The sequence below is a fragment of the Lutibacter sp. genome (assembly GCF_013139515.1).
Taxonomy (GTDB): domain Bacteria; phylum Bacteroidota; class Bacteroidia; order Flavobacteriales; family Flavobacteriaceae; genus Lutibacter.
In genome coordinates this window covers 1-15,743 of sequence record NZ_WTAR01000116.1, presented here as the reverse complement: position 1 = coordinate 15,743, position 15,743 = coordinate 1, and the positions used below count along the sequence as shown (strand labels likewise).

The window sequence follows — 15,743 nt, the reverse complement described above, 5'->3', positions numbered from 1 at the left end:
TCTAAAATATATTTAAATGAGACTGTCTTTTTAGGCAGTCTTTTTTTTTACAAACTTCATTCTTTATATATTTACAGTACTAAAAACCCCAATTATGAAAAAAACAATCCTATTACTCACTCTTTTGCTAAGTTTTTCTGCAAAATCGCAAAATTTAGAATCGCTACTATTAGCGAATAATGATGCTAACTTATTACTTGAAAATTATATGTCTCCAGTAATGGAAGGTATGCTCTTCAGTTTAAATAACGGTTGGTATCATACAGCTAAAACTCATAAAAAATTAGGGTTTGATATTACTATAACTGCAAATGCAGCTATCGTTCCAAATTCTAAAAAAACATTTCAATTTAATGAAAGTGATTACCAATACTTAACTTTAGAAAGTGGTGATAGTAACATTCAAACAGTTATGGGAAGTAACAACAATAGTAAAATTGCTGTACGAATTCCTGAAGCAAACAACAATAAAATAACTGAATTTACAATGCCAGATGGTATTGGTAGTGATGTCCCTTTAAATGCTGTTCCTTCACCTATGATTCAAGCTAGTGTTGGTCTACCTTTTAGTACAAATATTAGCATTCGTTATTTACCAAAAATTAACACGGATGATGTTAAAGGAAATCTTATTGGTTTTGGAATTAAACATAATTTAATACAATATTTAGGACCTTTAGATAAATTACCTTTAAATGTTGCTGTGTTTGGTGGGTTTACAACTATGACTACCACTTACAATATTAATGAAATTAATGCGCAAGAAGTAGATTTCAAATTAAACGCTTTTACTATTCAAACAATTGCTTCATTAGATTTTCCATTTATAACCATTTATGGTGGTATTGGTTATGACAAAGGCACTTCAACCTTAAAATTAAAAGGAACTTATAATTTAGAGTATGAAATAAAAGATAGTAATGATAATGTAATTGAAACTATTAGCGAATCGGTAACAAACCCAATAAATATGGATTTTAATGCCAATGGAGCAAGAGGTACGCTGGGTGTAAGATTTAGCCTTGGTTTCTTTAAAATTTATGGAGACTATACTTTTAAAGATTACAATACCATTTCTACAGGTATAGCTTTTAGTTTTAGATAAAAAACATTGTAAAAAAGTAAGGTTAGATGAGTTTATAAAGCGACTAAAAACGATTTCGTATTTTCCAAATAAATGTTGCATATTATTAATATAAAAATCGTTAATTTTACAGTCGAATTAATATTTATAAATAAATAATAACACAATAATATGAAAGTAACAGTTGTAGGAGCAGGTGCTGTAGGTGCGAGTTGCGCTGAGTACATTGCGATGAAAAATTTCGCTTCTGAAGTAACATTAATTGATATTAAAGAAGGATTTGCTGAAGGAAAAGCTATGGACCTTATGCAAACAGCTTCATTAATGAAGTTTGACACAAAAATTACAGGAACTACCAACGATTATTCAAAAACTGCAGGAAGCGATGTTGCAGTAATTACTAGTGGTATTCCAAGAAAACCAGGCATGACTCGTGAAGAATTAATTGGTATTAATGCAGGTATTGTAAAATCTGTTGTAACTAGTTTAATTGAACATTCTCCAAACGTTATTATTATTGTTGTAAGTAATCCAATGGATACTATGGCTTACTTAGCACATAAAGCAACTGGCTTACCTAAAAACAGAATTATTGGAATGGGTGGAGCTTTAGATAGTGCTCGTTTTAAATTCCGTTTAGCTGAAGCTTTAGGTTGTCCACAATCTGATGTTGATGGAATGGTAATTGGAGGTCACAGTGATACAGGAATGGTTCCTTTAATTGGAAAAGCTGCTCGTAATAGTGTTGCTGTTTCAGAATTTTTATCAGAAGAAAGAATGCAACAAGTAGTTGAAGACACTAAAGTTGGTGGAGCTACTTTAACTAAATTATTAGGAACAAGTGCTTGGTATGCACCAGGTGCAGCAGTTTCTTCAATGGTGCAAGCAATTGCTTGTGACCAACAAAAAATGTTCCCTTGTTCTGCATTATTAGAAGGAGAATATGGATTGAATGATATTTCAATTGGTGTACCTTGTATTATTGGTAAAAACGGAATTGAAAAAATTGTTGAAATTGAACTTTCTGATGCTGAAAAAGCAAAAATTCACGAAAGTGCTGAAGGCGTTAAAAAAACAAATGCTTTATTAGGATAACATCCTTAAAAATAAACATCTTAAAACTCCTCAAAATTATAATTTTGAGGAGTTTTTATTTTTTAATGTATATTTATTTTTCCTAAACAGAAATATAATGAAAAAATTAAAATACTTAAGCGCATCTATTTTAGCTTCAACAGCTTATATTTCATTCACCAGTTACGGAAGTTGGACTTATTTACCCTTAATTTTTTCATTTGTGTGCATTCCTTTATTAGAATTATTTTTTAAACCAAATTCTAGAAATTTATCTATTGAAGAAAAGCAAAAAGTAAAAAAAGATCCATTTTTCAATATTATTTTATACACTATAATTCCTCTTCAAATTGGATTTGTCATTTTTTTCTTGTTCACAATTCAAGAATCACTCACTACATTTGAATTTATTGGAAGAATAAGTTCGTTAGGTGTTTTATGCGGTATTTTAGGTATTAATGTTGGTCATGAATTAGGGCACAGGACAAGTAGATTTGAACGTTTTTTAGGCGAAGTCCTTTTACTTACTTCGCTAGAAATGCATTTTTTGCCATATCATAATAGTGGGCATCATTACAATGTTGCAACACCAAAAGATCCTGCAACAGCAAGAAAAGGCGAATGGGTTTTTACATTTTGGTTTCGTTCACAAATTGGAAGTTACTTGCAAGCTTGGAAGATTGAAGCTGCTAAGTTGAAAAAGAAAGGAAACTATTTTATATCACTTTCAAACCGCATGCTAATTTATACATTTGCTCAAATAACACTACTTTTTACTATTTACTTTGTATTTGATATGAAAACAATGCTTGCTTTTACAGCTGCATCACTTTTTGGAATAGCAATGCTTGAGACCGTAAATTACATTGAACATTACGGTTTACTTAGAAAACAAAAAGATAATGGCAATTATGAAAGAGTACAGCCATACCATTCTTGGAATTCAAATCATATAGTTGGTAGAACTATTTTATTTGAATTATCACGCCACTCAGATCATCATTACAAAGCCAGTAAACATTACCAACTACTTGATTCAACACCAAATAGTCCACAAATGATTACGGGTTATCCAGGAATGATGTTACTTGCATTAATACCTCCTTTATGGTTTAAAATTATGCACAAGAAATTAAAGAACTACCCTAACAATCAATAAAAAAAGCCTTGTTAAACAAGACTTCTTTTAATTAAATATTCTAATTAATTTTAAGACAATCCTGAAATTTTTCCATTATCGTCAATAGTCATTCCTTCTGAAGCTGGTATACTTGGCAACCCTGGCATACGCATCATTTGCCCTAAAATTGGAATTACAAATCTAGCGCCTGCTGCTATTTCAATTTCACGAACAGTTACCACAAAATTTGTTGGTCTGCCTACAATAAACTCGTTATCAGAAAAAGACTTCTGCGTTTTTGCCATACAAACAGCAAAATCATTAAAGCCAAGTCTAGCAATTCTTTTTAAATTTAATTTTGCTTTTTTATCAAAATCAACTCTATCTGCACCATAAATTTCTGTCGCTATTTTTTCAATTTTTTCTTGAATAGGAGATTTCCAATCATAAAGTGGTTTAAACTTGGTTTTGGTAGCTTCAACAACATTTACAACAGCTTGTGCTAATTTTTTAGTTCCATCTCCTCCTTTTGCCCATCCTTCAGAAACAACAGCTTGTACACCTAACTTTTTACATTCATCAATTATGAAATTTACTTCATCAATTGAATCATTTATAAAAGAATTAATTGCCACAACAGGTTCAATATTAAATTTTCTAATATTTTCAATATGTTTTTCTAAATTACAAAACCCTGCTTTTACAAATGCTAAATTAGGTGTGTTTAAGCCTTCTTTTTTAGCACTACCATGATGGCGTAAAGCTCTAATTGTAGCAACTAAAACAACTGCTTTAGGATTTAAATCACCAGCAACACATTTTATGTTTAGAAATTTTTCAGCGCCTAAATCTGCTCCAAAACCAGCTTCTGTAATCACATAATTTGATAAAGATAAGCCCATTTTAGTAGCAATGATAGAATTTGTTCCTTGTGCTATATTTGCAAACGGACCACCATGTAAAATTGCAGGATTTTCTTCCAACGTTTGAACTAAATTTGGTTTTATGGCATCTTTCAATAAAATTGCCATGGCGTTTTCAGCCTTTAAATCACGAGCGAAAATTGGTTTTTTCTCAAATGTAAATCCAATAAAAATATCTCCTAAACGCTCTTTCAAATCTTTAAAATCTGTAGCCATACATAAAATTGCCATTACTTCAGAAGCTGGCGTTATGTTAAACCCATCTTCTCTAGGAATACCATTAGCAGTTCCACCCAATCCAATAGTTATTTTACGTAAAGCTCTATCGTTCATGTCAATAACACGCTTCCAAAGTATCGTTCTTGGATCTAAATTAAAACTACAACATGAGCTTTGTAAATTATTATCAATTAATGCAGCTAGTAAATTGTTGGCTTTTTCAATTGCATTAAAATCGCCTGTAAAATGTAAATTAATATCTTCCATTGGTACTACTTGAGAATAACCACCTCCGGCTGCACCTCCTTTAATACCAAAAACTGGTCCTAATGATGGTTCTCTTAATACCGCAATTGCTTGCTTTCCTATTTTATTCAAGCCTTCTGTTAATCCAATTGAGACTGTAGTTTTCCCTTCGCCCGCAGGTGTAGGTGTTATAGCGGTAACCAAAACTAAATTGTTTTGTTTCGCTTTTTCATTGTCAATCAAAGTTAAAGGCAGTTTAGCTTTGTATTTTCCATACAGTTCTAAATCATCTTCATTAATTCCAATTTTAGCAGCTATTTTATTAATATGTATAAGCACTTTTCCTTGAGCAATTTCTATATCTGATAAATGTTTCATTTCTTAATATATTTTGATTCAAATATAAGAATTACTAATTCTAATTTTTAAATATTTAGAGATGTGCTAATTTAACGGTATAAAAAGCTAAAAAAGTATTGTTTCTTCCTATTTGAAATTATATATTTGCACGTTTATTACAAATGAATTTCTATAAAAAAATTTAAAATGCAGAACAAAGGACTTATAAAGTTATTCGCTATTCTATTTGGATTAGTAAGTTTATATCAATTATCATTCACATGGTTTACAAATGGCGTTGAAGGAAATGCTAAAACTTATGCTGAATCTAGATCTAATGAAGGGAAAGAAATTGCAAATTTAGAAAGAGTTTATTTAGACTCTGTTGCAAACAAACCAGTAATTGACTTAGGCTTTGCAAAATTTAGCTATAATGATATTAAAGATAAAGAGTTAAATTTAGGATTAGACCTTAAAGGTGGTATTAATGCTATTTTACAAGTTTCAGTAAAAGACATTTTAATTGGCTTAACAAACGAAACTAAAAACCCTGTTTTTAATGAAGCTATTGCTAAAGCAACAGAAGCGCAAAAGAAAAGTGATAAACGTTTTTTAGATTTATTTTTCACAGCTTTTAATGAAGTTAGTGATGGTTCTGTAAAGTTAAGTGACCCTAGTATTTTTGGAACTAGAGCCTTAAGAGAGAAAATAAATTTCAATAAAACCGAAGACGAAGTAACACAAGTTATTGAAGATGAAGTTACAGGCTCAGTAAATACAGCATTTGAAGTATTACGTAGTAGAATTGATAAATTTGGTGTAACACAACCAAATATTCAACGTATTGGAAACTCTGGACGTATTTTAATTGAATTGCCTGGAGCAAAAGATATAGATCGTGTAAAAAAATTATTACAAAGTACTGCTGAACTACAATTTTGGGAAGTTTATTCAAACCAAGAAACTGCAAATTTCTTTTTTGCAGCAAACTCTGTCGTTGAAAATTTCTTAAAAGTAGAAGAAACAAAAGCAGATACTACTACAGTTAAAAATGAATTAGATGATTTATTAGGTGAAGTATCTGATTCTATCGCTACCAAAAAAGTAAACAATTTATTTTCTGTATTAACACCAAGTATTCCACAATCTGAGAATCAAGTTTCTTCAGTTATAGGAACAGCTAAAGTTGCTGATACTGCTACAGTAAATTCTTACTTAACTAGAAAAGATGTTAGAGCTTTATTATCTAACGAAATGAAACATGCAAAATTCCTTTGGGATGCAAAACCTTTTACTTCAACAGTAGCTGCTACTGGAGAAAATGTAGATTTAATCTATTTATATGGTATCAAATCTAATCGTGAAGATATTGCACCAATTGAAGGTGATGTAATTGATGATGCTAGTCAAGAATACGGACAAACAGGAAAACCTGAAGTTAGTATGACAATGAATGCAACAGGATCTAAACAATGGGGAAAAATGACCACTGAAAATGTTGGGAAGTTTGTAGCTGTTGTATTAGATGATTATGTATACACTGCACCATCTGTAAATGTTGCAATTACTACAGGAAGAACTTCTATCTCTGGTGGAAGTATGACTGTTGAAGAAGCACAAGATATTGCAAACGTATTAAAAGCTGGTAAATTACCTGCTGCTGCACATATTATTCAATCTGAGGTTGTTGGACCATCTTTAGGTCAAAAAGCAATTGACAGCAGTATGAGTTCTTTCGCTTTAGCATTATTATTCGTTTTACTATGGATGATTTTTTACTATGGAAAAGCTGGTGCATTTGCTGATGTAGCACTTGCAGTTAACCTATTATTTATATTTGGAATACTTACTGCTTTTGGTGCTGTACTTACATTGCCTGGTATTGCTGGTATTATTTTAACAATAGGTATGTCTGTTGATGCAAACGTAATTATTTTTGAAAGAATAAAAGAAGAGCTAGATAAAGGTAAAGGGTTAAAAGGTGCTATAAATCACGGATTTAGTTTTAAAGGAGCTTTATCTGCTATTATTGATGCCAATATAACTACAATGTTAACTGGTATTATCTTATATATATTTGGAACTGGGCCAGTAAAAGGATTTGCTTATACATTAATGGTAGGTATTGTAACTTCATTATTTACAGCAATTTTTATCACTCGTTTATTAATTGACTGGTATGCTGCCAAAGGAAAATTATTTACATTCAATACAAACTTAACAAAAAACTGGTTTAAGAATGATGGTATAGAATTCTTAAAAAAGCGTAAAATAGCCTATGTAATTTCAGGAGCTATTATAATTCTTGGTTTAACTTCATTATTTACAAATGGATTAAATTACGGAGTAGATTTTGTAGGTGGTAGATCTTATATTGTAAAATTTGACAAACCTACAAACCCTACTGATGTTAGAGGCACTTTAGAAAGTGTGTTTGGAAGTGCTCCTGAAGTAAAAACTTATGGAGAAATAAGTCAGTTAAAAATCACAACAAAATACAAAATTGAAGAAGAAGGAAATCACATTGATGATGAAGTTCAAGGATTGTTATTTAATGGCTTAAAACAATACTTACCCGAAGCACTTACTTTAGACGAGTTTAAGCCTGGCTATGAAGGTGAAGGAAAAGTTGGTGTAATGAGTTCTATAAAAGTTGAACCAACAATTGCCGATGATATTAAAACTGCCGCAGGTTGGGCAATTTTAGGATCATTATTAATTGTATTCTTATATATTTTATTACGATTTAAAAAATGGCAATATAGCTTAGGAGCTGTTGCTGCGGTATTCCATGATGTTTTAATTGTATTGGCTCTATTCTCTATATTTCATAACATATTACCATTTGATATGGAAATTGGGCAGTCATTTATTGCTGCCATACTAACCGTTGTAGGTTACTCATTAAATGATACTGTAGTAATTTTTGATAGAATTCGTGAATTTGCAGGAATTCATACTTCTTGGAAATTTTCAGATGTTGTAGATAAAGCATTAAGTAGTACATTAGGAAGAACAATTAATACTTCATTAACAACATTGGTAGTATTATCAGCCATCTTCTTATTTGGTGGAGATTCTATTAAAGGATTTATGTTTGCATTAATTATTGGTGTGCTAGTTGGTACTTATTCATCATTATTTATTGCATCACCATTAATGTATGACACTATTAATAAATTAGATAAAAAAAAATAAGTTAAGTAAAACTTAAATCTTTAAAACCGTTTTGAGATTTCAAAACGGTTTTTCTATTTCAAATTAGTAAATAAAATAAGTAAAATTAAACCAATATTATCTTTGGATTCTTAAATTTGTAACAAAGCAACACAATGAGCATCATTAAACTACACGATAAATATTTTAAAACATATATATCAGAAGATAAAATTACTAAAGCAATACAACAATTAGTTAAAGAAGTATCTGAAGACTGTAAAGATGAAACGCCTATTTTTATAGGTATTTTAAACGGCTCATTTATGTTTGTAGCTGACTTTGTACGTGAATACAACTACAATTGTGAAGTCTCATTTGTAAAATTAGCATCTTACCAAGGAACAAACTCTACAGGAAAAATAAAACAACTAGTAGGAATTAATGAAGATTTAGAAGGTAGAACTGTAGTTATTTTAGAAGATATTATTGATACTGGAAATACACTACAAGAAATTTATGAGATTTTCAGTGATAAAAAATTAAAGCGACTTAAAATAGCAACGCTTTTCTTTAAACCTGATGTGTTTAAAAAAGAGCTGCCTATTGACTATATCGGTATATCAATTCCCGATGAGTTTATTGTTGGTTATGGTTTAGATTATGATGGTTTAGGAAGAAATTTTTCAGACATCTATCAACTTACAACAAAGCCAACAATTAAAAATATTTTATTATTTGGCCCTCCAGGTGTTGGAAAAGGAACTCAAGCAGATTTATTGAAAGAAAAATACAATCTTATTCATATTTCAACAGGTGATGTTTTTAGATCTCATATTAAAAAAGAAACTGAGTTAGGTATACTCGCTAAATCATATATTGATAAAGGAAACCTAGTACCTGATGATGTAACTATTAAAATGTTAAAATCGGTTGTAAATAGCATCCCACAATCTAATGGAATTATTTTTGATGGATTTCCACGTACAAAAGCACAAGCAATTGCCTTAGATGAATTTTTAGAAGAAAAAGGACAAACAATTGGAGGAATGTTAACCATTGAAGTACCAACTAATTTATTAATTGCTCGTTTATTAGAACGTGGTAAAACAAGTGGTAGATCTGATGACCAAGACGAACATAAAATTTTAAATCGTTTTAACGAATACTTTACAAAAACTGAAATTTTAAAAGAATATTACCAAACTCAAAACAAATATTTTGGAGTAGATGGGGTTGGTGAAATTAGTGACATTACAAAACGTTTAAGTAACGTTTTTGATACACTTTAAAATATTACTGAGTGGCATAAAATTATTGAGTTTAAATTTTAGATAAAATCTAAAACAAATACACGTAAAATGACTGAAGGAAATTTTGTTGACTACACTAAAATATATGGTAGCTCTGGAAAAGGTGGTGGTGGTTCTGTACATTTACACAGAGAAAAATTTATTACCAAAGGTGGTCCTGATGGTGGAGATGGTGGACGTGGAGGTCATATAATTATGCGTGCTGATCCAAACTTATGGACACTCTTTCATTTAAAATTTAATAAACACTTTAGAGCTGAACACGGTGGACATGGAGCTAAATCACGTAGTACGGGGAAAGATGGAGCTGATGTTTATATAAATGTACCGTTAGGAACTATTGTTAGAGACGTTGAAACCCAAGAAGTGATTTTTGAAATTACTTCAGAAAATACAGAGCAAATTCTACTTGACGGAGGTATGGGCGGACTTGGAAACTGGAATTTTAAATCTTCTACAAACCAAACACCTCGTTATGCACAACCCGGTATTGATGGTAAAGAGTCATGGTTTCAATTAGAACTAAAATTACTGGCTGATGTTGGTTTGGTAGGTTTTCCAAATGCAGGAAAATCAACGTTGCTTTCTGTAGTTACTGCAGCAAAACCAAAAATAGCCGACTATGCTTTTACAACCTTAAAACCTAATTTAGGAATTGTTAAATACAGAGATTATCAAACATTTGTAATGGCTGATATTCCTGGAATTATTGAAGGTGCTGCTGAAGGTAAAGGTTTAGGACATCGTTTTTTACGTCATATAGAGAGAAATTCAACCTTACTGTTTTTAATTCCTGCTGATTCTGAAGACATACAAAAAGAATATGATATTCTATTAAATGAACTCAAACTACACAACCCTGAATTATTAGATAAAAGCAGATTATTAGCCATCTCAAAATCTGATATGTTAGATGAGGAATTAAAGGATGAAATTAAAAAAGAATTACCAAAAGGTATAAATACATTGTTTATTTCATCGGTTGCACAACAAGGTTTGGTTGAATTAAAAGATGTGTTGTGGAAAATGTTAAATGAATAATCTTATGGATTACTAACTAAATTATTCAAAGTTTTAAACCGGTAAATAGATTCCTGCCTTCGCAGGAATGACATTTAACCTTAATTTTTCAAAACAATTGGCAACGTAAACTCTGTAGTAACAGGCATATTACGTTTTATTGCAGGTTGTAACGTTGGTAAATTATTTAAACTTACTTTTAAAATACTATCAAACTCTGGTAATAATTGTTTTGTTTTTGTTGAAATTTGAATTGAAGATACACTTGTTTTTCCAAAAGTATCAATTTTCAATTTCACTAAAATTGTGTCATTAATAACTTCCTTCGCATTTAATTGGTATTGTTTTAACGACGCATAAATATGTTGAGAAATTTCTAATTGAAAACAAATTTGTTGCTTTTTTCTTGAAGGAATATCTTTACAATTAGGGAAAAGTGGGAAAGCATCAACAGTCTTAAAATCTACAATAGTATCTACTTCTTGTATCAATTCACTATTCCACTTATTTTCGAAATATGAACACGATACTACTAACAACGAACAAAATAATAGTATAACTAATTGTTTTAACATAGAATTTAATTTCCAAGAGTGAAAATACAACATTTTATGTTACTCAACAATTTCACCTTTCATAAAATACTCTTTTCTAATTTGTTTTATTCTACTATTTGCATAATCAGTTAATTTTTTATTTTTACCTTCAAATCTTATTACAAAATCTTTGTAATGTTTTAGCGCTATTTTTTTGTCCTTAAAATAAGAATCTGAAGCAAATGCTAATTGAAATAATGCATTTACATTATCTCTATTATACTTTACAGCGTCTCTAAAATAGTTAATGGCTACCTTTAAATTAAATTCTTCTTTAGCCATTACTCCTGCCAAAAGAAACTGTTTATCTAAATCACCTCTACCATACATAATAGATTGTATTATATACAATTGAGCTAATTTAAACTCTTTTTTTTCGTAATATAATGTACCCAATCTATATGAAATTTTAGAATTATTGGGCTCTAATTTTAACGCTCTCTTAAAATTATGTTCAGCCAAATCAAACTCTTTCAAATTAAAATAACACATTCCAAACATTTCATAGGTGTTTACTGATTTGAAATTTAAACTATCCAATTTTGTTAAGTACTCAATTGCTCCTTTATAATTTTTTAAAAAATACAATACATTTGCTTTTAGCTGAAGGAAATTTAAATTAATACTATCAATTTTTAACCCTTTATCTATAAACAATAGTGTTGAATCCTTGTATTTTAACTCTTTGAAGAATTTAGCCAGTTCATAAATACTTTTTATATGAAGTGTATCCAAATTATATGACTTTAAATAACTTTGTTTCATTGCTAATTTTTTGTTTTGCTTAGCTAAACATTGCGCTATTTGGTATGGGTAATTGGGATTTAATGAATCATTTTTGTTTAAAAAACGAAATATTTGTACTGCTTCTTTAACTTTACTTTTAGCTAAATACAATTTACCTAGGCTATTTGCAACCAATAAGTTTGAAGTATCTTTTTTAATAATTTCTTCATAAATTAAAATTGATTTTGAAGATAATCCTGCTGAATTATAAGCTACGCCTAACTTCACCTTTATTTCTTCACTATTTTCAATTTTTAAAGCCTTCTCAAAATAATGAATAGCTTTATTATAATTACCAACCGTTTGATTAATAGTTGCAATTTTATCAAAAACTTGAGTTGTTTTAGGTGTTTCGTTTTCTAATAAAACCAATGCCTTTTGGTAATTACCTTTAAGTAATAAACTATCTACAACATTAAACACCGAAGACTGCGCTTCGGTGTTTAATGTTATTATTATAAATAATAATGTAATAATAATCTTTTTCATAGCATTATTTTAATTATTCAACTTTAAAAGCAATTGGTAAACTGTATTTTACACCAACATTTTCACCTAAATAACTTCCGGGTTTCATTTTTGGTAATGAGTTAACTACTCTTATAGCTTCTTCTTGTAATGCTTTGTGTGGAGCTCTAGCTTTTACATCTGAAATATTTCCTTCATTATCAATTTTAAACATCACAAATATTCTTTTCACTCCAGCTTTTAACCCTAATCCTTTTGCTAAATCAGTATTAAAATTTCGATTTACATGTTCAGTTATTTTTTCTTGTAAACACATTCTTAATTCTTCTTTGGTTCCTTCACAACCTGGATAAATTGGAGTATCTTCTATTACTGCGAATGGAACAGAACCATCATCTTCAATAGCAATTTTATCACTAACCTCATTTTTCATTGGAGGCATTGGTACTTTTAAAAAGTGTACTCTATCTCCATTAGTATCAATAACTAAACGATATTCAATCTTAGAATTTTCGAGATTATTAAAATTATTGAATATTTCTTTTTCTCTTTCGGTCATTTCATTAAAAGGAATAACTTGACCTGCTAAATAAGAGCCTGTAAATATTTTAATTCCATTTTTTCCTTCAAAATAATTTCCGTTTGAATAAATAACTTCATTTTCAATTATCCTATTCATTTCATCAATATCTGTTTGAGTATCATTTGTGCAAGACACATATACCAACATACTCACCAACAATGGAATTACTAATAAATACTTTAATTGCTTCATTCGTTGTGATTTTTCTTTTGTAATCATAATAATTCTTTTTTTAATTAATGAATGTTTAAAAAATTGGTTGATAAACGAAATGTTTTCAACATTAAAAGTTTGGGCTAGTAAATTGTTGAAATAAGTTTTTTTATCTGTTTCACTTACAACTTCAGCATCAGAAATATATTCGTGTAATACTGTAATTCGCTTTTGAAATATGTAAACTAATGGGTTAAACCATAGCACTATTTTTAATAGTTCAAACAATAGTAAGTCAAATGTGTGTTTTTGATTACAGTGAATTAATTCGTGCTTAATAATTTGTAAATCTTCACTTTCTAACAACTGTTTATGTACAAATATATAATTGAAAAAAGAAAATGCAGCTTGTTTATCTTCTAACAGAACAATTGAATATCTTGACTTTTTAATTATCTTACTAGAGGTAATTAATTTGAATAATTTTGTTAACCGTATTAAAAACAATAACGCAAATAACATTGCTCCACTATAAAAAATAATAGCCAAATAATTTAATGATGAGCTATGTTGATTGGTTTGTTCAATCAAAACTTGAGGATTTAAAAACACCGTTGGTAATTGCTCAATATATTCTTGTGAAACGGTGTTTTTTAGTGTCTCAAACTTCAAAAAAGGAATTACAAAAGAGACTAATGGTGTTATTAATAAGTAAATTCTGTTCCATTTAAAAAAGGTTTCTTTCTGAAGAAACAAATCATATAAAGCCAAAAATATGGCTTGAAATAAAACTACTTGTAGTATATAATTTATCATTTCTCTTCATTTTTATTATTAATTGCTTCTAGAATTGTTTCTAACTCCTTTAAATCAACATCATTTTTATTTACAAAGAAAGATACCATACTTTTAAAAGAACCTCCAAAATAACCATCAACTAATTTATTTAAACTCTCATTGCTATAATCTGTTTTCTTTACCAAAGGAAAATAGATATATCCTCTTCCCTTTACCTTATGACCAACAAAATTTTTGGTTTCTAAAATTCTAATAATAGTAGAAACAGTATTATATGCAGGCTTTGGTTTTGGCAATTGATCAATTACATTTTGTACAGAAGCCTCTTCTAACTCCCATAAAACCTGCATAAATTGTTCTTCTGCCTTTGTTAATTGTTTATTCATTTTACAACTAAGTTTTTAGTTTAACAATACAAATATAACTAACTATTTAGTTTAAACTAATTTTTTAGTTAAAAACTATAATTGTAATTCATTATTTCTTTTCAAATTGAATTTGAAATATTATATTAGCTTATGGATATTTTTCTTTTAATTATCGGGTTTTTAGTTGCATTGTTAGGTATTATTGGATCATTTTTACCTGTGCTTCCGGGTCCACTCACAAGTTGGGCAGGTTTATTAATCCTTCATACTACAAATTCCGTTCCAATGAATTGGACCTTTTTAGGTATTACTTTAGGCATTGCAATACTTATATGGATAATTGATTATTTTATACCAGCTATGGGAACTAAAAAGTTTGGTGGAACACGCTATGGTGTTATTGGAACAATGGTTGGTCTAGTTGTTGGTCTTCTTTCCCCTATTCCATTCGGAATTATTATTGGCCCATTTATAGGTGCATTTATAGGTGAAATGATGTATGAAAAAAACTCTGGAAAAGCTTTAAAAGCAGCTTTTGGTTCTTTTATAGGCTTTTTAACTTCAGCCTTTTTAAAGTTTATTGCTGCTGTAATTTTTACTGGATTGTATGTTTCAATTTTTTGGGAATATAAAACCGCATTCTTTAGTTTCTAAGAAAAACAAAATGTTATAAAATAAAAAAAGCGTCCCGGTTTTTCGGGAAGCTTTCCATTGGTTTTAAAAAAAACCTGACGCTATTAACGTCAAACAACACAACTAAACCGCACCTAAATGCGGTAGGCAAATATATAAAATTTAATTAGAATTCAAATTCTAAATTCTTTTTCTTTCTAAATTACCTATTTTTCTGAATTGATTGTATCTTTGCGAACTGTAATTCCAAATAAATTTTAAAAAAACACCAATGCAATTATCAGCACTTGAAATAGTTAGAAGAGAATCCTTACAAAAACTACGTGAATTAGGTATCAACCCATACCCAGCCGAAGAATATAAAACTACAGCCACTATAAAAGAAATAACATCTAATTTTGATGCTTTTGAAGGAAAAGAAGTTGTTTTAGCAGGTAGAATGATGAGTCGTAGAATTATGGGAAAAGCTTCTTTTGCTGAATTAAAAGACGCAAGTGGTAGAATGCAAATTTATGTAAGTCGTGATGAAATCTCTTCGGAAGACGACCCAACAATGTACAATACTGTATTCAAAAAACTATTGGATATGGGAGATATTATTGGTATAAAAGGTGACGTTTTTAAAACTAAAGTTGGTGAAGTTTCGGTTAAAGTGAAAGAATTAACTGTCTTATCTAAAAGTTTACGACCATTACCCGTTGTAAAAACAGATGCTGAAGGAAAAGTACACGATGCCTTTTCTGATGCTGAACAACGCTACAGACAACGTTATGTAGATTTAATTGTTAATGACCACGTAAAAGAAACCTTTCTAAAACGTACCAAAATAACCAATTCTATGCGCAACTTTTTTAATGAGCGTGG

General features: G+C 29.6%; 13 protein-coding genes. 8 read left to right on the top strand and 5 right to left on the bottom strand.

Annotated features, from left to right (window positions below):
* The first annotated feature begins 94 nt into the window (after window positions 1–94).
* From GQ540_RS10450 to GQ540_RS10440, 3 genes are all read left to right on the top strand, one after another.
* The gene (locus GQ540_RS10450; RefSeq protein ID WP_291800773.1) at window positions 95–1,105 is read left to right on the top strand and encodes a DUF6588 family protein; all 1,011 of its coding nucleotides are present in this window, start codon (window positions 95–97) and stop codon (window positions 1,103–1,105) included.
* A gap of 150 nt (window positions 1,106–1,255) precedes the next feature.
* Complete coding sequence (mdh, locus tag GQ540_RS10445) at window positions 1,256–2,179, top strand: malate dehydrogenase (protein ID WP_291800771.1); 924 nt, start codon at window positions 1,256–1,258, stop codon at window positions 2,177–2,179.
* 97 nt (window positions 2,180–2,276) lie between these two features.
* The gene (locus GQ540_RS10440) at window positions 2,277–3,317 is read left to right on the top strand and encodes an alkane 1-monooxygenase (protein ID WP_291800769.1); all 1,041 of its coding nucleotides are present in this window, start codon (window positions 2,277–2,279) and stop codon (window positions 3,315–3,317) included.
* Window positions 3,318–3,367: 50 nt separating this feature from the next.
* Here the strand turns inward: GQ540_RS10440 and GQ540_RS10435 are convergent, their stop codons facing one another.
* Entirely contained in the window at window positions 3,368–5,044 is a 1,677-nt protein-coding gene (locus GQ540_RS10435) for a formate--tetrahydrofolate ligase (RefSeq protein WP_291800768.1), read from the bottom strand.
* A 168-nt stretch (window positions 5,045–5,212) separates the two neighbouring features.
* On the opposite strand from GQ540_RS10435, the gene secDF reads away from it, so the two are divergent.
* The 3 genes from secDF to obgE all read left to right on the top strand — a co-directional run bounded on the left by secDF (window position 5,213) and on the right by obgE (window position 10,515).
* On the top strand, window positions 5,213–8,203 hold the full coding sequence (secDF, locus tag GQ540_RS10430) for a protein translocase subunit SecDF (RefSeq protein ID WP_291800766.1): 2,991 nt from the start codon (window positions 5,213–5,215) through the stop codon (window positions 8,201–8,203).
* 134 nt (window positions 8,204–8,337) lie between these two features.
* On the top strand, window positions 8,338–9,453 hold the full coding sequence (locus GQ540_RS10425) for an adenylate kinase (protein WP_291800763.1): 1,116 nt from the start codon (window positions 8,338–8,340) through the stop codon (window positions 9,451–9,453).
* Between the two features lie 69 nt (window positions 9,454–9,522).
* Window positions 9,523–10,515, top strand: coding sequence for a GTPase ObgE (obgE, locus tag GQ540_RS10420; protein ID WP_291800762.1), 993 nt, complete (start codon window positions 9,523–9,525; stop codon window positions 10,513–10,515).
* 80 nt (window positions 10,516–10,595) lie between these two features.
* On the opposite strand, the gene GQ540_RS10415 is transcribed toward obgE, so the two are convergent.
* The 4 genes from GQ540_RS10415 to GQ540_RS10400 are packed head-to-tail and all read right to left on the bottom strand — an operon-like array spanning window position 10,596 to window position 14,264.
* A complete protein-coding gene (locus GQ540_RS10415) occupies window positions 10,596–11,069 on the bottom strand; it encodes a hypothetical protein (RefSeq protein WP_291800760.1) in 474 nt (157 codons plus the stop codon).
* A gap of 39 nt (window positions 11,070–11,108) precedes the next feature.
* Window positions 11,109–12,365, bottom strand: a complete 1,257-nt coding sequence (locus GQ540_RS10410; RefSeq protein WP_291800758.1) for a tetratricopeptide repeat protein — start codon at window positions 12,363–12,365, stop codon at window positions 11,109–11,111.
* A gap of 13 nt (window positions 12,366–12,378) precedes the next feature.
* Window positions 12,379–13,896 carry a M56 family metallopeptidase gene (locus GQ540_RS10405; protein ID WP_291800756.1) on the bottom strand — a complete coding sequence of 506 codons (1,518 nt, stop codon included), beginning with the start codon at window positions 13,894–13,896 and terminating at the stop codon, window positions 12,379–12,381.
* Window positions 13,893–14,264, bottom strand: a complete 372-nt coding sequence (locus GQ540_RS10400) for a BlaI/MecI/CopY family transcriptional regulator (RefSeq protein WP_291800754.1) — start codon at window positions 14,262–14,264, stop codon at window positions 13,893–13,895. Before GQ540_RS10400 ends, GQ540_RS10405 begins: the two co-directional genes overlap by 4 nt.
* 132 nt (window positions 14,265–14,396) lie before the next feature.
* On the opposite strand from GQ540_RS10400, the gene GQ540_RS10395 reads away from it, so the two are divergent.
* The gene (locus GQ540_RS10395) at window positions 14,397–14,900 is read left to right on the top strand and encodes a DUF456 domain-containing protein (RefSeq protein WP_291800752.1); all 504 of its coding nucleotides are present in this window, start codon (window positions 14,397–14,399) and stop codon (window positions 14,898–14,900) included.
* 250 nt (window positions 14,901–15,150) lie between these two features.
* A partial coding sequence (locus GQ540_RS10390) for an OB-fold nucleic acid binding domain-containing protein (protein WP_291800750.1) occupies window positions 15,151–15,743 on the top strand: 593 nt, incomplete at its 3' end.

Excerpts from the sequence above, each read along its gene's own strand:
- GQ540_RS10425 (WP_291800763.1), top strand. The coding sequence starts at position 8,338 with ATGAGCATCATTAAACTACACGATAAATATTTTAAAACATATATATCA.
- secDF (WP_291800766.1), top strand. The coding sequence starts at position 5,213 with ATGCAGAACAAAGGACTTATAAAGTTATTCGCTATTCTATTTGGATTA.
- GQ540_RS10435 (WP_291800768.1), bottom strand. The coding sequence starts at position 5,044 with ATGAAACATTTATCAGATATAGAAATTGCTCAAGGAAAAGTGCTTATA.
- GQ540_RS10395 (WP_291800752.1), top strand. The coding sequence starts at position 14,397 with ATGGATATTTTTCTTTTAATTATCGGGTTTTTAGTTGCATTGTTAGGT.
- obgE (WP_291800762.1), top strand. The coding sequence starts at position 9,523 with ATGACTGAAGGAAATTTTGTTGACTACACTAAAATATATGGTAGCTCT.
- GQ540_RS10450 (WP_291800773.1), top strand. The coding sequence starts at position 95 with ATGAAAAAAACAATCCTATTACTCACTCTTTTGCTAAGTTTTTCTGCA.
- GQ540_RS10405 (WP_291800756.1), bottom strand. The coding sequence starts at position 13,896 with ATGATAAATTATATACTACAAGTAGTTTTATTTCAAGCCATATTTTTG.
- GQ540_RS10410 (WP_291800758.1), bottom strand. The coding sequence starts at position 12,365 with ATGAAAAAGATTATTATTACATTATTATTTATAATAATAACATTAAAC.
- GQ540_RS10400 (WP_291800754.1), bottom strand. The coding sequence starts at position 14,264 with ATGAATAAACAATTAACAAAGGCAGAAGAACAATTTATGCAGGTTTTA.
- GQ540_RS10440 (WP_291800769.1), top strand. The coding sequence starts at position 2,277 with ATGAAAAAATTAAAATACTTAAGCGCATCTATTTTAGCTTCAACAGCT.
- GQ540_RS10415 (WP_291800760.1), bottom strand. The coding sequence starts at position 11,069 with ATGTTAAAACAATTAGTTATACTATTATTTTGTTCGTTGTTAGTAGTA.
- mdh (WP_291800771.1), top strand. The coding sequence starts at position 1,256 with ATGAAAGTAACAGTTGTAGGAGCAGGTGCTGTAGGTGCGAGTTGCGCT.